22 protein-coding genes and 2 pseudogenes are annotated in these 18,425 nt (G+C 43.8%); 15 read left to right on the top strand and 9 right to left on the bottom strand.

What is annotated here, in order from left to right; genetic code table 11:
* Positions 1-9: 9 nt before the first annotated feature.
* Positions 10-207 carry a hypothetical protein gene (locus tag FGL10_RS04575; protein ID WP_003714476.1) on the bottom strand — a complete coding sequence of 66 codons (198 nt, stop codon included), beginning with the start codon at positions 205-207 and terminating at the stop codon, positions 10-12.
* Positions 208-367: 160 nt separating this feature from the next.
* Here FGL10_RS04575 and FGL10_RS04570 point away from each other — a divergent pair, with 160 nt between their 5' ends.
* The 14 genes and pseudogenes from FGL10_RS04570 (at position 368) to FGL10_RS04510 (ending at position 12,758) form a co-directional block, all read left to right on the top strand.
* Entirely contained in the window at positions 368-736 is a 369-nt protein-coding gene (locus tag FGL10_RS04570) for a transcriptional regulator (RefSeq protein WP_003710546.1), read from the top strand.
* Positions 737-941: 205 nt separating this feature from the next.
* Positions 942-1,565, top strand: coding sequence for a lytic transglycosylase domain-containing protein (locus tag FGL10_RS04565; protein ID WP_003710545.1), 624 nt, complete (start codon positions 942-944; stop codon positions 1,563-1,565).
* Between the two features lie 111 nt (positions 1,566-1,676).
* On the top strand, positions 1,677-3,059 hold the full coding sequence (locus FGL10_RS04560) for an MFS transporter (RefSeq protein WP_036470185.1): 1,383 nt from the start codon (positions 1,677-1,679) through the stop codon (positions 3,057-3,059).
* 3 nt (positions 3,060-3,062) lie between these two features.
* The gene (locus tag FGL10_RS04555) at positions 3,063-3,587 is read left to right on the top strand and encodes a single-stranded DNA-binding protein (protein WP_003710541.1); all 525 of its coding nucleotides are present in this window, start codon (positions 3,063-3,065) and stop codon (positions 3,585-3,587) included.
* A 91-nt stretch (positions 3,588-3,678) separates the two neighbouring features.
* Positions 3,679-4,410 (top strand): hypothetical protein, encoded by a 732-nt coding sequence (locus FGL10_RS12535; RefSeq protein ID WP_003710540.1) that lies wholly within the window; start codon positions 3,679-3,681, stop codon positions 4,408-4,410.
* A gap of 63 nt (positions 4,411-4,473) precedes the next feature.
* Complete coding sequence (locus tag FGL10_RS04545) at positions 4,474-4,908, top strand: hypothetical protein (RefSeq protein WP_003714464.1); 435 nt, start codon at positions 4,474-4,476, stop codon at positions 4,906-4,908.
* Positions 4,909-4,962: 54 nt separating this feature from the next.
* Positions 4,963-5,595, top strand: a complete 633-nt coding sequence (locus tag FGL10_RS04540; protein WP_231118390.1) for a site-specific integrase — start codon at positions 4,963-4,965, stop codon at positions 5,593-5,595.
* Positions 5,588-6,226 (top strand): hypothetical protein, encoded by a 639-nt coding sequence (locus tag FGL10_RS12530; protein ID WP_003710535.1) that lies wholly within the window; start codon positions 5,588-5,590, stop codon positions 6,224-6,226. The genes FGL10_RS04540 and FGL10_RS12530 overlap by 8 nt, the downstream gene beginning before the upstream one ends.
* A gap of 160 nt (positions 6,227-6,386) precedes the next feature.
* Positions 6,387-6,944 (top strand): tyrosine-type recombinase/integrase, encoded by a 558-nt coding sequence (locus FGL10_RS12525; protein ID WP_003710533.1) that lies wholly within the window; start codon positions 6,387-6,389, stop codon positions 6,942-6,944.
* Between the two features lie 418 nt (positions 6,945-7,362).
* Positions 7,363-9,117, top strand: a complete 1,755-nt coding sequence (locus FGL10_RS04530) for a hypothetical protein (protein WP_003710530.1) — start codon at positions 7,363-7,365, stop codon at positions 9,115-9,117.
* 1 nt (position 9,118) lies between these two features.
* Entirely contained in the window at positions 9,119-9,529 is a 411-nt protein-coding gene (locus FGL10_RS04525; RefSeq protein WP_003710529.1) for a hypothetical protein, read from the top strand.
* Positions 9,530-10,093: 564 nt separating this feature from the next.
* A complete protein-coding gene (locus FGL10_RS04520) occupies positions 10,094-10,876 on the top strand; it encodes a hypothetical protein (protein ID WP_003710526.1) in 783 nt (260 codons plus the stop codon).
* A gap of 111 nt (positions 10,877-10,987) precedes the next feature.
* Positions 10,988-11,636 (top strand): annotated as a pseudogene (locus tag FGL10_RS04515) (phosphoesterase).
* A gap of 114 nt (positions 11,637-11,750) precedes the next feature.
* Positions 11,751-12,758 (top strand): annotated as a pseudogene (locus FGL10_RS04510) (IS5 family transposase).
* Between the two features lie 197 nt (positions 12,759-12,955).
* Here the strand turns inward: FGL10_RS04510 and FGL10_RS04500 are convergent.
* From FGL10_RS04500 to FGL10_RS12515, 5 genes are all read right to left on the bottom strand, one after another.
* On the bottom strand, positions 12,956-13,258 hold the full coding sequence (locus tag FGL10_RS04500; RefSeq protein ID WP_232043728.1) for a hypothetical protein: 303 nt from the start codon (positions 13,256-13,258) through the stop codon (positions 12,956-12,958).
* Positions 13,245-13,385, bottom strand: a complete 141-nt coding sequence (locus FGL10_RS12520) for a hypothetical protein (protein WP_232043726.1) — start codon at positions 13,383-13,385, stop codon at positions 13,245-13,247. Before FGL10_RS12520 ends, FGL10_RS04500 begins: the two co-directional genes overlap by 14 nt.
* Before the next feature lie 108 nt (positions 13,386-13,493).
* On the bottom strand, positions 13,494-14,147 hold the full coding sequence (locus FGL10_RS04495; protein ID WP_003711539.1) for an IS1595 family transposase: 654 nt from the start codon (positions 14,145-14,147) through the stop codon (positions 13,494-13,496).
* Positions 14,148-14,193: 46 nt separating this feature from the next.
* On the bottom strand, positions 14,194-14,619 hold the full coding sequence (locus tag FGL10_RS04490) for a hypothetical protein (protein ID WP_138251425.1): 426 nt from the start codon (positions 14,617-14,619) through the stop codon (positions 14,194-14,196).
* Positions 14,616-16,718: a VENN motif pre-toxin domain-containing protein gene (locus FGL10_RS12515; protein ID WP_051926228.1), complete on the bottom strand. Its 2,103-nt coding sequence runs from the start codon at positions 16,716-16,718 to the stop codon at positions 14,616-14,618. The genes FGL10_RS04490 and FGL10_RS12515 overlap by 4 nt, the downstream gene beginning before the upstream one ends.
* Before the next feature lie 3 nt (positions 16,719-16,721).
* Here FGL10_RS12515 and FGL10_RS12510 point away from each other — a divergent pair, with 3 nt between their 5' ends.
* Positions 16,722-16,973, top strand: coding sequence for a hypothetical protein (locus tag FGL10_RS12510; RefSeq protein ID WP_036475103.1), 252 nt, complete (start codon positions 16,722-16,724; stop codon positions 16,971-16,973).
* Here the strand turns inward: FGL10_RS12510 and FGL10_RS04480 are convergent.
* From FGL10_RS04480 to FGL10_RS04470, 3 genes are read right to left on the bottom strand one after another with little or no spacing between them, the layout of a single operon-like run.
* On the bottom strand, positions 16,948-17,619 hold the full coding sequence (locus FGL10_RS04480; protein ID WP_003686835.1) for a hypothetical protein: 672 nt from the start codon (positions 17,617-17,619) through the stop codon (positions 16,948-16,950). The two genes, FGL10_RS12510 and FGL10_RS04480, sit on opposite strands and share 26 nt — an antisense overlap.
* A 3-nt stretch (positions 17,620-17,622) precedes the next feature.
* A complete protein-coding gene (locus FGL10_RS04475; protein ID WP_134982918.1) occupies positions 17,623-17,859 on the bottom strand; it encodes a hypothetical protein in 237 nt (78 codons plus the stop codon).
* 52 nt (positions 17,860-17,911) lie between these two features.
* On the bottom strand, positions 17,912-18,382 hold the full coding sequence (locus tag FGL10_RS04470) for a hemagglutinin repeat-containing protein (RefSeq protein ID WP_036470681.1): 471 nt from the start codon (positions 18,380-18,382) through the stop codon (positions 17,912-17,914).
* Positions 18,383-18,425 lie beyond the last annotated feature (43 nt).

Here is an 18,425-nt window from a genome sequence, read left to right as displayed (position 1 = left end):
TGGAACCCCTTACTCTTTGCCCAGTCGTTGACAGCTTCTCTTACACCATCTTTTTAAGCCGGAATAAGAAGCGACAACCGCGCCATTTGTTGCCACGCCTGCACCGGAAACGAAAGAGTTGTCGGCAGTAGAACCTGAACCGGTGCTGCTGCACGCCGCCAAACCTAAAGCAATCACGCTCAATGCGAAAACTTTGTTCAAAGTCATCATAAGTCCCCAAAATTTCAGAAAATAAGTAAATAAGTTTATGGTTGTGTAAACCGCTTCCCATCATACCCATATTTACTTTTACTGACAACCAAATTGTTAATGCTATCAATTATTTTGTTTAAAAAAGGTAATAGTCGGCTATTCATAATCCGCCATTATGCATACCGAACAAGATAAAACCGATTTCAGCGAACGCTTGAAAACAGCAATACGCCTCGCGGGTTTGGACGAGCTGTCCAATGCCAGCCTCGCCAACCGCTTCAACCTGCGCCATCCCAATCAGCCTGTCAGTACGCAGGCGTTCCACCATTGGCTGGTCGGCAGGTCGATTCCGACTCCGGATAAAATCGAGACACTAGCAAAATGGCTGGATACCAGCGCGGAATGGCTGCGCCACGGCAGGCTCTCCGGCACGGAAGGTGCGGCTTCGCCGCAAGAAGCCCTGCTGTTGAAATATTTCCGCCTGCTGCCGCCCGAAAAGCGTGATGCGCTGATGGTGCTGCTGCACCATCCGGACGACGGATAACCGGTGAAAATGGGAAATGCCCGGGCGGTGTTGTCTGTTCCTGTTTGGACAAGCGTTCTTGAGAGCGGTAAAATCGGGATTTGCCTGAAAAGGGCAGGGCGATATGCCGTGCTTGGATTTTGTGCGCGGTTTTCGCGTTGAAAGCAATTATGTCTGTTTGAATATTTAATGCCGTCTGAAACGTCCGGACGCGCCCCCGTTCCCTATGAAAAAACCGACCGATACCCTACCCGTCAATCTGCAACGCCGCCGCCTGCTGTGTGCCGCCGGCGCGCTGTTGCTCAGCCCGCTGGCAAAAGCCGGCGCGCAACGTGAAGAAACGCTTGCCGACGATGTGGCTTCCGTGATGAGGAGTTCTGTCGGCAGCGTCAATCCGCCGAGGCTGGTGTTTGACAATCCGAAAGAGGGCGAACGTTGGTTGTCCGCGATGTCGGCACGTTTGGCAAGGTTTGTCCCCGATGAGGAGGAGCGGCGCAGGCTGCTGGTCAATATCCAGTATGAAAGCAGCCGGGCCGGTTTGGATACGCAGATTGTGTTGGGGCTGATTGAGGTGGAAAGCGCGTTCCGCCAGTATGCGATCAGCGGGGTCGGCGCGCGCGGCCTGATGCAGGTTATGCCGTTTTGGAAAAACTACATCGGCAAACCGGCGCACAACCTGTTCGACATCCGTACCAACCTGCGTTACGGCTGCACCATTTTGCGCCATTACCGCAACCTTGAAAGGGGCGACATCGTCCGCGCGCTCGCCCGTTTTAACGGCAGCCTCGGCAGCAATAAGTATCCGAACGCCGTTTTGGGCGCGTGGCGCAACCGCTGGCAGTGGCATTGATTTTGAATCCGGGCCGCAACCGGAACGTGGCGAATCCTGTATAATCCGAAAATCTGTTCACTGGAAGTTCAGACGGCATTGCAACTGTTGATGCCGTCTGAAAAATTATTTATGGCAAGAGACAACCGCATCCAAATGTTTCCGCACGAATGGCGCGCCAGTACGACGCTTTCCGGCGTGTACGCGCTGCGTATGCTGGGTATGTTCCTCGTGCTGCCCGTATTGGCGGTGTATGCCGCCTCGCTCCCCGGCGCGGAAGACAATAAAACGCTGGTCGGGCTGGCAATGGGTATTTACGGGCTGACGCAGGCTCTGCTGCAACTGCCTTTGGGCATCGCTTCCGACAAGTTCGGGCGCAAGAAAACCATTTATGCGGGGCTGATTGTGTTTGCAGCGGGCAGCTTTCTTGCCGCCGCCGCCGATACCTTGCCCTTATTGGTTGCCGCCCGCGCCATACAGGGCGCGGGGGCAGTCAGTGCGGCAGTTACCGCGCTGCTGGCGGATTTGACGCGCGACGGCGTGCGTACCCGCGCGATGGCGATGATCGGTTTGAGTATCGGTCTGACTTTTTCGGTCAGCCTCGTCGTTGCCCCTGTGATTGCCGACGCGGTGGGCGTACGCGGCTTGTTCCTGCTGACCGGTCTGTTAACCGTCGCCAGTATCGGCGTGGTGGCGTTTATGACTCCCGACCCGGAGGTTTCCAAGCTGCACGAAGATACGCAGGCGCAGCCTTCGCGTATAGGCGAGGTTTTGAAAAACCGTAGGCTGCTGACGCTCGATTTCGGCATTTTCGCCCTGCACGCCGCACAAATGGCATTGTTTACCGCACTGCCTTTCGCGATGACCCAGCTCGGTTTGGAAAAAATCCAGCACTGGAAAGTCTATCTGCCCTCGACCATTACGGGATTGGTGGTGATGGTTCCGCTGATTATCGTCGGCGAGACGCGCAACAAGCTCAAACAGGTTTTTATCTTGGGCATCGCCTGCATCGCGGCGGCACAGCTCGGTTTGCTGTCCGGTATGCGCTCGGTAGGCTTGATTACCACTTATTTGGTTGTTTACTTTATTGGTTTCAATGTGTTGGAAGCGAGCCTGCCGTCGATGGTTTCCAAAATCGCGCCGTCCGACCTGAAGGGTACGGCGATGGGCGTGTACAATACGATGCAGTCGCTCGGACTGTTTGCCGGCGGCGCGGCAGGCGGCTTGCTGTTTCAAAAATACGGCTTTGCCGGCGTGTTTGCCTTTTGCAGCATATTAATGCTGCTGTGGCTGGTAATTGCCGTTTTATCGCCCGCGCCCAAGCCCGTCAAAAACCTCAGTTACCCTGTCGGCGGCGTGTGGCAGGGTAATCAGGACGGCTTACAATGCGCCTTGTCGCAACTCGAAGGCGTGGAAGACATCGGTTTCAGTTTCGACAGGCAGACCGTCTATCTCAAAGTGTTGCAGAAGGGTTTCGATCAGGCTGCCGCTGAAAAAATCATTACAGGAGTTTAAAAAATGTCATTGAACAAAGTCATCCTCATCGGCCGCCTCGGACGCGATCCAGAAGTGCGCTATATGCCCAACGGCGAAGCGGTGTGTAATTTCAGCGTCGCCACCAGCGAAACATGGAACGACCGCAACGGCCAGCGCGTGGAGCGCACCGAGTGGCACAACATCACGATGTACCGTAAACTGGCGGAAATTGCCGGCCAATACCTCAAAAAAGGCGGGCTGGTTTATCTGGAAGGCAGAATCCAAAGCCGCAAATACCAAGGCAAAGACGGCATCGAACGCACCGCTTACGATATTGTCGCCAACGAAATGAAAATGTTGGGCGGGCGCAATGAAAACAGCGGCGGTGCGCCTTACGAGGAAGGTTACGGTCAGAGTCAGGAGGCTTACCAACGCCCCGCGCAGCAAAACCGGCAGCCCGCCCCCGACGCGCCGTCCCATCCCCAAGAAGCACCAGCCGCGCCGCGCCGCCAACCCGCGCCTGCCGCCGCCCCGGTCGAGGATATTGACGACGATATCCCGTTCTAGCACCCATATATCCTATAAGTGTTAAATTTGATATTTAAATAGCTGGAGAACCTAGGTGTTGACTAGGTTCTTTTTTTTGCACAAAAATTGAATGATCTTTATCATTTTGTTAGTATTTATATATAAAATTGTAAAATTAAAATTTGCTATGGTTAGATTGGGAATTATAGTTTTCACTAATGGTGAACGATATCCTATCCTTATAGACAATGGAAAAAATATTCCACATTATTATTCTACTTTGTGGACCACATCTATTTTAAGGAGTAGTTGCTCTGTAAATACGATTCGCAATAAGCTATATGCTATACGGTGGCTTTTTAAATGGGAGTATAGTAATAATAGAAATATTGTTAATGAATTTAAAAATGGGAATCTTTTAAGTTATAAGGATATGATTAATTTAAGAGAGCATTTTAGGCTAAGTGAGAAAACAGATAAAAAGAAGTTAAGTTTTAGTAATAGACTATCTGGAAATAAAAAAAGTATCAATTCAATAATTATTAGCCGTTCTCATCAATACAATAGGATGACAGCTGCAATTGAGTACTTGGAGTTTATATCCAGTCTTTTTATGAATAAAGGATTATATACACCAAAAGATGTAGAAAAAATGACGTTTACGTTTAAAAACCTGAGACCGAATATTCGGAGTTTTTATTCTTCTGAAATTTTTGATAATGCTAATATTACAGATGGTTTACTCGATGAATTTCTTGGTATTGCGGATTATCTGAACCCAAAAAATCCTTTTAAGAATGAAGGAATAAGAAAAAGAAACTATTTAATGTTCATGTTGCTGCGCAAATTAGGCACATGTTAAAGAATTTTTGAACAAAAAAGGTATTAAATATTTTGAATATTAAAAGTTATAGGAGATTTAAAAATGTCAAGAAATGTAAGTTTGGATATTGATTTATCCATGAATAATAAAAAATTTTCTCGTTATGAAATACTAGAATGCTTATTGTATGGAGGTTGGAGTTTTCTAGATGATGGAAATTTTGTTTACTTACCACTTGGTGATGAAGACTATGATTGGAATTCAGCTTCTATGTCAGAAAAAGAAATTTTAGATTTTTTAAGAATAAAAAGTAATTTAGATGAAGTAATCGGATTTCCAATAACATGGGCTGACACCAATATTGGTGGACAAGTTTTATTTTTCCCTAATTTTGAATTCTCATTTAGCATAACTATTAATATTAAAAATTTTGATAAAAACATAGTTGATGTTAACTGGTATTTGATTAAATTATTACCTATATTTGATAAGAATGGTATTTTATATAATTCTATTAGATATCAGGAATATAGATAAATCATAAATTAGCAAGCTGTAGCCCATATGAAACCTAAACTCAACAAGTAGTATGTGTGCGGAACGCACGCATTTAGACGTGGAGAGCTTCTATCAATAAGAGTCGATAATCTAATTTTAACAGGAAATCATCCTGCTATATTTATAAGACGTACACATGATGATCCAATAGATTTAAGAATGAATCAGGCTGTAGCGAAGACAAAAGAAAGACGTTTAGTAATCAGTCTTGAATTATCAAATCTCATAGATGAATATATACTTAATTATCGAAATAAAATACCAAATTCGAATAGGCACCCTTATTTATTTGTAACACATAAAAAAGGAATTTCACAAGGAAAACCACTTAGTATTAGTTCCTTTGATAATATTATAATACCTACTATGAAAAAAGTAGACAAAAAATTTTCTATTATTCATTCTCATATATTTAGACATGAGTGGAACTTAGATTTTTCTAGAAAAGTAGATCTTAATAATAAATTAGCTAAAGAGAATAAAACCAATCATACTGAAATTACTCCTGAGAATGAAGCTAAGTATAGACAACACTGGATGGGGCATACATCAGAGAAAAGTTATAACAAGAGACATATTATTGAACAAGCTAATAAATTAGTTCTTCTTGAGCAAGAAGAATTATTAGGTAAACTTTCTAATAAAATTGTTGAAAGAAATGACTAAAATTGCAAGAGATGGATATTCATTTAATCAGAATGATACGATATGGATATTAAATAAAGATACAAAGATAAAATTAACAAGAGATATTTTATCTTTGGACAGCTCATTGCTAGATGGATTTAAAAATATTTTATCTGACTATGCACAAGAGATGTCAGCTCATCATACTAGAAATATGTTGTTTATATTTAGGCGGTTAATAAAATTTTCTAATGGGAATGCTATTACAACAGACAGTATATTGAATTGGCGTGCAAGTTTAACTAGGGAAAATAAATGGTATTTAGGATCATTAAAAGGATTTTTACATACTTGGTATAAAAGAGGTTATTTAGGAATTTCTCTGGAAGTAGTTAAATTATTAGAAACATTTAATATAAAAGGAAATAAAAAGGGGAAATCAGTTGCTAATTATTGTCCATACGCAGGACCGATGACGAATAATGAACTATTAAGCCTAGTGAGTGAACTTAATGAGCTATGGAAACAAAACAGAATCAGCTTTAAGTGTTATGCATATATTAATGTTCTAATAATAACTGCTAGACGTCCTTCGCAGTTGAAGCAACTGAAAATGTGTGATTTAATTAAGGATAATAATGATTATTATATTAATATAACCAAGAGTTAAACAACGGCATTCAAACTTTAGGAAGTCATTTAGGAAATTAGCAGTCACTGAAGATCTGTATTTAATTATAAGAAACTTAGCTGAAGATCAAATTAAAAAAATTGAAACACATATTAGTAATACTTTACCTTTTGAACAAAGAAAATTAATACCTATTTTCATGAGTCATCAAACTTTATTAGAGATTAATAAGGGTAATGTGGGACTGTATCTAGAAAAAGACTTATTACATTCAACTATTCAAGAAATGAAGAAACTCATGGTGGAATTCAATAATGTCCAACATGCTATTTCTGAGCGTACTGGAAAAGTTATATATGTGAATGCAAGATGTTTTCGTTACACATGTGGAACTAATTTGGGGCGGAAAGGTGTTGGTGCCACAGTTATTGCAGAATTATTAGATCACTCAGATATACAGAATGTAAAAGTTTATACAGAAAATACTGCCGATACTGTTCAGTATATTGATCGTGTAATGGGTGCCGAAATGGGGAAATTGGCTGATGCCTTTTCTGGAAGAATAATCTCTAGCTTGAATGAAGGTGAGAGGGGGAATGATCCAACATCTTTTATAACAAACAATGGATCAGACACTGTTGGGGCTTGTAGTACAAATAAATTTTGTATAAGTTCTTATGAAAACTGTTATCTATGTAGAAAATTTAGGCCTCTTCTTGATGGCCCTCATCAACAGATATTAGATAAATTATATTGAGAAAAAGAAGAGCGACTGAGAGTGTCTAAAAGCATAGATTATGCGAATTCTAAAGATCGCATTATTTTAGCGGTTGAGTATGTAGTTAAAGCTTGTAGCCAAATGAAAAAATCTCGAGAGATTCATTAATATGGGTAGCCAAATTTTTGAACCAATAAGTAATTCCCCTACTAAAAATCTAGAACAGTTCATTTATTTCTGTAGATATAGATTAGATGCTTTTGGTGCTGATTGCTGGGAAAATAATCAATGGAGAACAAAGTTTAATATCCATTCAGTACAAGTTCGATTTTCTACAGATAGATTTCCATCAAATAGTTATAAATATGAACCGTTATCTTCACCATTTATTGAGTTTGCTAAGGCTTATATCCATTATACTTATTCGTTAAGACCTATTCGTTAATTCGCTAGACATATGGAAGCATTGCGTTTTGTTGAAATGGCTTTACATAATGTAAAGAAAAAAGCAGATATTCTATATTTGGATAGTTTAGTTATTCAAGAAGTTCAAAATTTAGTTGCTAAAAAATATTCTAAAATGAATGAATCAACAAATAAACTAGGTTATCAATTAGAAACATTATTTAATTTTTGTATAGAATATCAAATTGTTCTAAAGCTCCCTATATGGACTAATCCTTATAGTCGTCCTAGAGATTTAACAATATTATTAGATAAGAGAGGAAAAGATTATCGTTCCAAAAAAATGCCATCTGATGAGGAAATGTTACTTACAGCAAAACTCTTTCATGATGCACCAAATTTAGATAAAGGAACTGAGTATTATACAGCAGTTATGGCTCTACTTATGGTTGCTCCATCTTGTTGTTCTGAGTTGATGTCTTTATCTGTTAATTGCTTAGAATGGGAAGAAGATAGCTTAGGAAATAGGCAATTAGGTATTCGATGGATACCTGCAAAAAATGGAAAAGAGGGTTTGAAATGGGTTCCTAGTAGCATGCAAGATGTGATTATTGAAGCAGTCAAACGTTTAACAGATATAGGAGCTTTAGCAAGAAAAGCAGCAAAGTTTGCAGAAGAAAATCCTAACACAGTAATGATATCACCAGATCAAGGTATGCAAGTATCCCATTATTTATCTCAAAAACCTTTAACTGAAATAGAAATAGGTAAGATTTTAGAAATTAATGGAAAGCATGGGATTAAAACTAAGTGGTTTGAAAAGTTAATGAAAGAAAATAATGGCGTTATAACTTCTAATGTTTTGGGAAAGTACTTATACGAAAAATATACCTCAAAATTTAATTACTGGCCATATATTGATAAAAATAGAAACGTTAAAGCTTCTGAAGCCTTATTATTATTCAGAGAAAATGAATTTCATGATGAATTTTCCCCTAAACGTTTTTCTTTTGTGTTACCAACAGTGAATCAAATTAATGATAGATTTTGCTATTCAGAAACTCGTCCTAAAACATCATTATGGGAAAAGCATTGTATAACTACTTCGAAAGGAGAGTTTGTTAGATTACTATCACACAATGCAAGGCATTGGTTAAGTACAAAAGCTGAGAGAGGTGGAATGGATGAATTAACTTTAGCGAACTGGGCAGGCAGAGCTAGAGTGGCAGATAATAAAGCTTATGATCACAGAACAGAAGAAGAAAAAAGTGAGGCTGTTCGAGATTTACTCATTCCTGAGGATATTTCAATATTAGACAAAATTCATTTAAATTTTCCTATTACCTATGAAGACTTAGGAAAAAATAGAATTGGAATTGCAACTATAACAGAAATAGGCATTTGTGAGCATGATTATGCAATGTCGCCATGTTCTCGCCATGGAGATTGTGAAACATGTAAAGAACTTATTTGTATTAAAGGATTAGAATCATCTTTAGAAATATTAAAGCATAGAGAAATTCAGCTTACAGAGCAAATTAATAAAGCAAAAGAACACCATAAATTAGGAGCTTTTGGTGTAGATCGTTGGATAAGTAACCTAGGGTGGAGATTGGCACATATAAGAACCAAAATTGCATTCTTGGAAAATAGTGAAATTCCAAATGGTGCACTATTACGAATACCTGACGAATATGATCCTTCACCAGTCAAGTTAGCCTTATTGGAAAAAGGAATGGATATAGATGTTAAAAAACCAGAAACGGCTAAACTTGATGATGATTTATATAGGTTAATGGAGATGTAGTATGCCAAAAATTCTTATTACAGAAGAAAATTTGGAAGATATCATTATGTTGATTAAAACCTGGGAGGGGAAGTTAACATGGAAATTACTTTGCTCTAAAGTCTCAGAGTTATTGAATATTAAGAGTATTGAGAGGCAGTCACTGTCTAATTATCCTGATATACAAAAAGCCTTTAGCCAACAGAAGCAAAAAATGAAGGAGGATGCAAAAAAAGAACCAGTACCAAATGTTACGATGGATTATTTGCTAAAACAAGTTAACAATTTGAAGGCTCAGGTACAACGCTTGGAAGAAATTAATGAGCGATATAAACAGCAATTTATTGTATGGCAATATAATGCATATATGCATGGGATGACACAAGATACACTAAATAAACCTCTTATTGCTGTTAACCGTCAACGTAGGTAATTTATAGGATGTAAGGTAAATTATTTTTACTATAGTAGTCTCTACAAAAGATCGTCTGAAAATCAATTTTCAGACAATCTCTTCATACCTATTAAACTCCTTGATGGGTAGAGTAGAAAACAATTTTCGTCAACATCTACTTCTTATGGCCGGAGAGATATAGCAGTTTAATGGCGCGTCAAACACTATTGTACTGAACTACTTTCTGCTCAAGCCCGCCCCCCCAACTTGCAGTAGTCTCCACTAAATCTTTATTTTGTTAACAATATGGATTTGTTCAGCCTCGCTCACGTCTTGCCGGAGACAAGCACACGGTCATGTATGCAAAAATTCAAGACTGCTGCATGGTTATTAATCACAAAGGTATTCCAAAAAATAATTGTGCAAACTAGTTATCGGAACAGGAACGCAATTGAAGTGTAACGCGAAATTTCAGGCAATCTGCATACCTCGCAATGACTGTGGCTGTCTAAACCTCGCCATTTTAGGAATGAGCCTATGCCAAACACCCACACTCATACCATCCAATCAACGCATGTCTACGGCTGTACAATATCCACTTGCATGCTGGCTGATTGGGCCTTCACCCGCTACCACACGCCCGGCAAATCCGAGTATGCCGTGGTGTACGGCACGGTCGTCCAAGACGGGTCGGGGTGCTTTGCCGCAGGCAGCCGAATCCGCACTTCGTCCGTTACCCGATGGGCGGCACCGCTGGCTCATACGCACAACTCGGTGTATTGCCTGCCGGAAGGTGCAGGCTGCTTTTGCGACCTGCCCGCAACCTTGCAGCCTGCCATCGACTGTTTGGGTATCGATCCTGCCGAAGCGGCCGTTATCCTGCAAAACGCCTTCATGCAGCCTGCACATACCTTGCCTGAAACCGCCTGTTTCGGCGTTCCGGTGGTGCGGCCGGCAGGGCAGGGAGATTGTCCGGTCGTCATGGAGCGCCATATTGCCGAATTGCCGTTCTACCCGTTTTGGCGGGACAGCAGCATTGGTTTCGCCCAAAACCTGATAGACGAGCAAGCCGCCATTTTCCTGCACGATTGGAACGCCTTCTGCCGCCTGTTTGTCCGTACCGGTAAACACCGCGGCCAAACCGGCCACACAGGCAACCAAGCGGAAGACGGCCAATACTGCTATTTCGGCCTGCCGATTGTGCATATGCCAGAACAGGATAATGCCCCTGCCGTATCGGAAGCCGACATCACCAAACTACCGTTTTACATCTATTGGCGCACTGCCTGCGCTTCCGATGTACACCCGTTGGCAGACGGCACACGCGTTGTACCCCTTGCCGATTGGGAAGCCTTCTGCCGACGGTTGGTATTGACCGGCAGATAGGCAGGTAAAAAGTGCAGGCTGCTTTTTATCGCCCCAACCCTGTTTCAGACGGCCTCTAAAGCAGCCTGCACCTTATTTTTCATTGTCAGATGACCAGAAACCGAGTATCCCATGCCTCAAACCTATTTCACCGCCGACTGGCACTTCTCCCATCCCAACATCGCCCGATACTGCCCGCAATTCCGCTTGCAAAGCGATAACGCCGACGAGCTGAACGAATACCTGATCGACTGCTGGAACCGCGTCGTTACCTCGCAAGACACTGTGTACAACCTCGGCGATGTAAAAGCCCGCATACATCGAAGCCGTGCTGCAACGGCTTAACGGGCAACACCATTTGATCTACGGCAACTACGACTACCTGATTCGGCAAAACGAAGCACATTTCCTCAACACGCGCAAAGCCGACGGCCATCCGTTGCTCTCGTCCGCTAGCCATTACCTGCGGCTCAAACTGCCCGAAATCAGTAATACCGCGATTTTGTGCCACTATCCCTTATATGAATGGGACGGCATCCACCACGGCCTATACCACCTCTACGGCCATCTGCACGACCGCATGGCCGCCGTCAAAGGGCGTGCCCTCAATATCGGCTGGGATCTGCACAGCCGTTTCCTGACCGCACAAGATATTGACATCTTCCTGCGCGACCTCCCTGCCGTTCAGTATTTCGACGACAAGCAAAACGTTATTGTCGGCAACAGCACGGAAGATGCGGCTGCAAAAGTTTGGGCGAGATTGGCAGCATTGAATGAATGAGCTTTTATTTTAGAAATGAATTTTCAGGTAGACTTGAATGGTGCAGCCTGAGACCTTTGCAAAATCCCCCCAAAAATCCCCTAAATTCCCACCCAGACATTTAGGGGATTTTCCATGAGCACCTTCTTCCGGCAAACCGCACAAGCCATGATTGCCAAACACATCGACCGCTTCCCACTATTGAAGTTGGATCAGGTGATTGATTGGCAACCGATCGAGCAATACCTGAACCGTCAAAGAACCCGTTACCTTAGAGACCACCGCGGCCTCCCCGCCTATCCACTGCTACCCATGTTCAAAGCCGTCCTACCCGGACAATGGCACAGCCTCTCCGATCCCGAACTCGAACACAGCCTCATCACCCGCATCGATTTCAACCCGTTTTGCCGTTTTGACGAACTGGGCATCCCCGATTACAGCACCTTATGCCGCTACCGCAACCGGCGGCGCAAGACGACACCCTGTCCGAATTGCCGGAACTGATTAACCGCCAACTGACCGAAAAAAGGCCTAAAAGTAGAGAAGGCATCCGCCGCCGTCATTGATGCCACCATTATTCAGACCACCGGCGGCAAACAGCGTCAGGCCATAGAAGTCGATGAGGAAGGACAAGTCAGCGGCCAAACCACACCGAGTAAGGACAAAGATGCCCGTTGGACAAAGAAAAACGGTTTATACAGACTCGGTTACAAACAACATACCCGTACCGATGAGGAAGGCTATATCGAGAAACTGCACATCACCCCAGCCAATACCCATGAGTGCAACCACCTGTCGCCTTTGCTGGAAGGCATTGCCGAAGGTACGACCGTCTATGCCGATAAAGGCTACGACAGTGCGGAAAACCGGCAACATCTGGAAGAGCATCGGTTACCGGACGGCATTATGCGCAAAGCCTGCCGCAACCGTCCGCTGACGGAAAATCAAACGAAGCGTAACCGGTATTTATCGAAAACCCGTTATGTGGTCGAGCAAAGCTTCGGTACGCTGCACCGTAAATTCCGCTATGCCCGGGCAGCCTATTTCGGGCTGATTAAAGTGAGTGCGCAAAGCCATCTGAAGGCGATGTGTTTGAACCTGTTGAAAGCCGCCAACAGGCTAAGTGTGCCTGTTGCTGCCTAAAAGGCGGTTGGATGCCTGATTATCGGGTGTCCGGGGAGGATTAAGGGGGTATTTGGGTAAAATCAGGAGGTATTGGGGGAGAGAAACAGCCGAAAATCTTTGTTTAGGTTCCGGCTGTCGAGGGAAGGGCTTTTTTGCAAAGGTCTCTGCCTGAACGGGGTTTCGGGCTGCCTTTAATCTGCATTATGGAATCATGATTAGCCATACGGGTTTTCTGTTTTTTGCTTTTCTTCTTTAAACCATTGTTCAAAAATATTACCCGGTGTTAAATCATCTCTATGCGAGAAAAATTTTTCATATGAATAATTAGCGGATGCTTTCTGATTTACATTGTCATATATGAGTTTCAACTGAGTTGGAATTTCCTGATGATTCTCGGCAAAGACAGAGCATAGTTCCGAATAATCTTCCATTCCAAGATTAAGAAACTGCCATTGAATCTCTTTTGTATTAAAAGACTCCTTTCTCATAATTTTATTATCCACTTTAAAAAAAAGCATCAAAAGACAATACGTTTCTTTCCCTTGCACCATATATATAGACAGCGGTAACCCCCTCTCCTGAAAATTCAAGTGCCAAGCTAAGCATACGTTTTTGTATTTCTGATATCTTATCTTCAAATTTCATTTTTACTTTCCTGTGTTGTAAATCTTTTCAACTTTTTTAATGCCATCAATTTCATATTGAATAACAAAATGATCTGGCCTTAAACTATGGGGCTGTACTAGATAAGCCCTAAATTTCACACCACCGGCGCAGCACTTTAAGCTGCTCGGAAGGTGCGCCAAAGTTAAAACGGAACTCGCATTCTTTCAAGAACAGCGGGAAAGATTTACGGTCGATTCCATTGTATTTGCGCAGTACGCGCTTTGCCTGATTCCAGAAATTTTCAATGCCGTTGATGTGGTTTTGTCTGTCGGCAAACAGCTTGCTGTGATTAATGCGGTGGTGGGTAAATCCGCTTACATCCAACACATCATAGCTGCTCAAACAATCCGTATAGACAATGCTGTCAGGCATAATTTTCTTTGTGATAACAGGCAGTAAAGTTTCTCTTTTAGCATTCTCAACTACCACGATATAAACCTTGCCGCCGCGTTTGAGAATACCGAAAACTGCCACCTTGTCTGCCGCACCGCGCCCGCGTTTGCCTTTGCGGTGTCCGCCAAAATAACTCTCGTCCAACTCAACTGAGCCGTCAAAAACCGTATCGGCTTCCAGTGAAAGATGATGGCTGATGACTTCGCGAATCTTGCGGTAAAACAGCACTGCCGAATTGGGGTGGATGCCCGATAAATCAGCTGCTGAACGGGCGGTAACTTCGAGTACAAAAAATTGAAGCAATTTCTTTTGAATACTCTTTTTTAGTTTACAATGGGTTATCTTCATTTTTGCAGTCTAACATGACTGCTTATCTAGTACAGCCCCTAAATTTTTATTCATGGAGATTTTCATTTATTAAAAATTCGGGTAAGTTTTTAAACAAAAAAAATTCATCTCCCCAATTAATCATATTCAACACTGATTGGGAAAAAATTAGCCGAAACCCGATTTCATCATCATCAAGATATAGTTTTCTCATTTCCAATAGGTCTTCATCTTTAAGGAAACCAAAAAAATCAAAATCGGTTAAATCGAATATTTTAAGCTCTCCATAACTACCTAAAGATACGTTTTTAGCTTCCTTGTTGATTTCATAAGACAGATTCGATTCGCTGCCATTACACTTAAATAAAACAGGGATCCCTTCCAAATCAAACTGTATTTCATCGGGACGTTGGACATCAATATCAAGATCCGTTTCGTCATATATGAAGAAAAGCCCCTTTACTGATAAAATCCTTCCATTTAACTCATTCATTTATTTACCCTTATCCCTTTTTTTACTGATGGATTAGTTAAGCCATTTTTCAAAATTGTTATAAACTCTCCTTCAGGAGATGTTACTACTACATTATTTCCTTTAATTCTAAATAAAACTGATCCACGTGCATGATTTGCACCTTGCCTGATTCCCTGCCCGTTAAAAGTTCCTACCCTTAACTCATCTGGCCGTTTAGCAATTTCATAAATAAATTTTTTAAAACTTTCTCTTCCGCTAGAAGTTTTCATATCAAATCCATGTTCAGTAGCATGTTTTCCTACTTTGTGACCAAATTGGTTATCGGCTAAAGAAAATCTTTGCGGGTTCCAAGATGCTTTTTGAAATTCCTTAGGAATTTTAGCAAAATCAATTTCTAATCTTGCCAACTCTTCTTGTATCTTGCTTACTTTAACCTCAAGTTGTTCAAATCTTCTAGGCGAGCTTTTCGCCTCTTTGGCTAATTCAAACAATTTCTTGGCTGTGCGCAAATCCCCCGCTTCTTTGGCAGCTTCGTAGGCCTTTCTGAAATCGCGGACGGTTTCTAGTTTTTTAGCTACTTTCACTCCCGGAATGGCAAAAATAGTTGCAACAGCATAATCTCTAAACGTGTCGGCCTGTTTGAAATCTTTAATCGTTCCGACAACCGTCATATCGGTAAGCAGTTCGCTGCCAATCCGCATCATTTTTGCATTGGCGGCAATTTCTTCCGGTGATTTGCCGTAAGACATTAACACAACAGTATCGGTTTTGCCGAACTCTTCGCTATGAGCTTGCCTTCTTTCGGGATTAAATGCCATTTTAAAATCAAACAATCTGCTTAATGGAGTGGCACTTAACCCACTCATAGCAACTTCCGCTTCTTTTCTCAACCGAGTACATAAAGGAGAACGGATATTGGCATTACATTCAGCTAGCAGTCGCAAATCTCGCTCTTTATTTAGCCTTTCCAACCTTTTTTGTTCCGCGCAGGCTGCCTTATCTCCTTTTCGGCAAGCTACAGCAGCATCTACTTGAGCATTGAGTTCCTCTCTAGTTAAGTAATTATTCTCCACCGCATTCTGCCCCAACACGCCCCCTACTTGCGCATTGAACAGGGCATTGGTGTTTGTGCCGCTGGTGCCGTTCAGGCTGCCGCCCGCCGCACCCACCACCGAAGCAAGCGCGCCGGTCTGCGCTTTGATCTCTTCTTTAATGTGCTCGGGCAGAAGGTTGGGATTGAATTTTCCGCTTATCGGGTCGATGGCAGTGCGGCCGTCGTCGTATTGTTTGGCCAGATACTCGGCTGCGCGTTCGGCAGCAACGGCAGCGCTGCCGCCGGCAAGCGGGTCGGCGCCGTTGGCGTAGGCCAAGGCGGCACCGAGCATAAAGTGGCCGATTGCTTGCGCGGCTTCGTTTTTGTTTTCACCGTGGCCGAAGCGCTTGCCGATGGCGGCTGCGGCATACGGCGCCAACGTATTGGCCGCCAGCTGTAAATTACCCTGGCCGCCCAGGGCACCGGTAATCAGGGTTTCGGCGGCGGTAAGGGCGCGGCTTTTGCTGCCGCCTATGCCCCAGCTTCGGGCTTCTTGGTAGGCTTGGGCGTAGGCGGGGGAATGGGCCAGCATCTCCTGCTGCCGTTGTGCGTCGCTTAGGCTGAGATAGTGTTCGTAGCTGCCGTCGTTTTGTTCTTTCAGACGGCCTTCGTGGGCGGCTTGTTGTTTTTCCAGCTCTTCGGCTGCCGCTTTGGCACGGTTGCCCCTATAGGTGCCGACGGCACTGTGGATGACGGCAGTCGATTGGGCGACGGTTTGCTGTTTGTCGAGTAGGTTTTGCAGATCGGGAACGCTGTCGGCACCGTGATGGGCAGTGGCCGAATCGGTATGGATGCCGAGGGCGCGGGCACTGGTTTTTTTGCCGCCGATGGTGATGTTGCCTTCGCTGAGTACCGAGCGGGTATAGCCTTGGCTGTTGCCGCTTTCATGTTGCGGCAGGGTGGGGCTGTAGTTGAAGCCTTTATTCATGTTCTGGCCGGCGGTTTGGGACGCACGGCCGAAGGCGCTTTGATTGAAGCCGTCGCTTCCTTTCAGGCTGCCGCCGTAGCCGGCACCGATACCCATGCTTTGGGCACTGTAGCTGCTTTCGTTGCGGATGTCTTCAAAGCTGAAACTGCGGGCGGTCAGTTCGTTGTGATCTTTATCTGCGGCAGAAGCGATGGCACCACCTTTGAGCCGGACGCTGTCGGCTGTGATGTGGTAGCCGCCTTCGCCGGCAAAGAGACCGCTCTGGCTGCCGACGTTAAAAGACAGCCTGAATATTTTTCAGACTGTCTTTTTGAAGAGATGGAAGTTATTTGTTTCTCAATATCTCAATAAGGGCGGCTTTGGACTGGTAGAAGTCCAAATCAAATAATGAAATGCCTAAATGTTTGCAATATTCTTCGATCATCTCCACAGTCAGCCTGTTTTTTTTGAGTCTTTCGGTATATTTTTCTGTCTGTTCAAACGGCAGCGGCGTGCCATATTCCATAAACTCGACACGACTGGTTTCTTTATGCAGCATAACATTTCTGGTTTCGCAGTCATGACGGGAAACCTGTTTGCTGCCCTCATACAGGGTAAATGAGACCGCACCGAATTCGTCTTTGCCAAAATATGGACGTAAATACATAGTCAATAATCTGATTTTCCACAGCAAGGCTTCATACGGCACACTTGAAAAGTCTGTGCCGTTCCGGTTATTACCTATTAGCAATGACCAATCAGACTGCGTTTCCAACAATAAATATTTGGATGATCCGGTAATCTCAAGCGGATTCAAGAAATCCAATTTCTGACTGAGGGTATACTCCTCATCCAAATACGATAGTTTCGGTTTTAGATTTTGATAAAAATCACTTAAATCCATACGTCTTTTTAGATAAAGATCCAGTGCTTTTTCAAATGGCGCGCCAATAAAATAAAACTGTTTCAGGCTCGGATGGCCGTCTCTTGCAAGAAAAAAATCTTTGTTTACATTCATAATTTAATCCACGGTTCTTAAAATTACAATAGCATCCGGATCATTACTCAATGCTCTTGATGCATGTCCGGCTCCACGGTTCGAACTGGCGCGATCGTATTCGATATAAATTCGTTTATTAGAATCACGCAAGGTGGCTTGGACATCCGGGCGGCAGATCCCTACCCGGCACATTTGGTTGTTTACCTGCTGTTGGTTGATCCTAATATCTTTTGCACCCATTGAGCGCAAGTAAGCCACATCGTCCTGCATAATTTGGTTTTGAGACTTGCTCTTACCAATGGTTCTTCCACTACCATTTCAGCACGGTATTGCCCTTGCTGCTGAGCTGCAGTTTGTCCGATTGCAGCAGGGTGTTTTGATGGGTTTGGCTGTCCGAACGGTTTTTGCCTTTGCCGTAGGCCGCTTCGGCATAGATATAGACACCGGTTTGCGCACCGACGGAAACCCCGACGCCGACTTGTACGCCGGCATTGCGGTTTTTGCCGTCCTGATGTTGGCTGTCTTGGGCGGAGAGCAGCCGGATGTCGCGCGCGGAATCGAGGCGGATGGTGTCGCCCGCAGTAATGTTGCTGCCTTGGACGGTAATGTCGCCCTCGCGGCTGCGGATATTGATGTCGCCGCCGGCTTTCAGGCTGCTTTGCCGGCTTTGGCGGTAGTTTTGGTTTTGTTCCTTGCCGGCGGTTTTAAAGCCGAAGCCGGCTTCGACGGACAAGAGGACGGCGCCTTGCTGTCCGGTTTGGTTTTTGACGGCGTCGGCCACTAAAAGTATGTTCTGGGAACAGGCCTATGCACTACGTATATAC

The organism is Neisseria lactamica, assembly GCF_901482445.1.
Taxonomy (GTDB): Bacteria; Pseudomonadota; Gammaproteobacteria; order Burkholderiales; family Neisseriaceae; genus Neisseria; species Neisseria lactamica.
This window is presented reverse-complemented; position numbering and strand designations above follow the sequence as displayed.

What these genes read in the sequence shown, in the direction of transcription:
- FGL10_RS12535 (WP_003710540.1), top strand. Translation starts at nt 3,679, where the DNA reads ATGATCTTTATCATTTTGTTAGTATTTATATATAAAATTGTAAAATTA.
- FGL10_RS12515 (WP_051926228.1), bottom strand. Translation starts at nt 16,718, where the DNA reads ATGGGTATCGGTGCCGGCTACGGCGGCAGCCTGAAAGGAAGCGACGGC.
- FGL10_RS04560 (WP_036470185.1), top strand. Translation starts at nt 1,677, where the DNA reads ATGGCAAGAGACAACCGCATCCAAATGTTTCCGCACGAATGGCGCGCC.
- FGL10_RS12520 (WP_232043726.1), bottom strand. Translation starts at nt 13,385, where the DNA reads ATGAAATTTGAAGATAAGATATCAGAAATACAAAAACGTATGCTTAGC.
- FGL10_RS04490 (WP_138251425.1), bottom strand. Translation starts at nt 14,619, where the DNA reads ATGAATGAGTTAAATGGAAGGATTTTATCAGTAAAGGGGCTTTTCTTC.
- FGL10_RS04530 (WP_003710530.1), top strand. Translation starts at nt 7,363, where the DNA reads ATGGAAGCATTGCGTTTTGTTGAAATGGCTTTACATAATGTAAAGAAA.
- FGL10_RS04555 (WP_003710541.1), top strand. Translation starts at nt 3,063, where the DNA reads ATGTCATTGAACAAAGTCATCCTCATCGGCCGCCTCGGACGCGATCCA.
- FGL10_RS04575 (WP_003714476.1), bottom strand. Translation starts at nt 207, where the DNA reads ATGACTTTGAACAAAGTTTTCGCATTGAGCGTGATTGCTTTAGGTTTG.
- FGL10_RS04565 (WP_003710545.1), top strand. Translation starts at nt 942, where the DNA reads ATGAAAAAACCGACCGATACCCTACCCGTCAATCTGCAACGCCGCCGC.
- FGL10_RS04520 (WP_003710526.1), top strand. Translation starts at nt 10,094, where the DNA reads ATGCTGGCTGATTGGGCCTTCACCCGCTACCACACGCCCGGCAAATCC.
- FGL10_RS04545 (WP_003714464.1), top strand. Translation starts at nt 4,474, where the DNA reads ATGTCAAGAAATGTAAGTTTGGATATTGATTTATCCATGAATAATAAA.
- FGL10_RS04495 (WP_003711539.1), bottom strand. Translation starts at nt 14,147, where the DNA reads ATGAAGATAACCCATTGTAAACTAAAAAAGAGTATTCAAAAGAAATTG.
- FGL10_RS12530 (WP_003710535.1), top strand. Translation starts at nt 5,588, where the DNA reads ATGACTAAAATTGCAAGAGATGGATATTCATTTAATCAGAATGATACG.
- FGL10_RS12525 (WP_003710533.1), top strand. Translation starts at nt 6,387, where the DNA reads ATGAGTCATCAAACTTTATTAGAGATTAATAAGGGTAATGTGGGACTG.
- FGL10_RS04500 (WP_232043728.1), bottom strand. Translation starts at nt 13,258, where the DNA reads ATGCTTTTTTTTAAAGTGGATAATAAAATTATGAGAAAGGAGTCTTTT.
- FGL10_RS04525 (WP_003710529.1), top strand. Translation starts at nt 9,119, where the DNA reads ATGCCAAAAATTCTTATTACAGAAGAAAATTTGGAAGATATCATTATG.
- FGL10_RS04480 (WP_003686835.1), bottom strand. Translation starts at nt 17,619, where the DNA reads ATGAATGTAAACAAAGATTTTTTTCTTGCAAGAGACGGCCATCCGAGC.
- FGL10_RS04570 (WP_003710546.1), top strand. Translation starts at nt 368, where the DNA reads ATGCATACCGAACAAGATAAAACCGATTTCAGCGAACGCTTGAAAACA.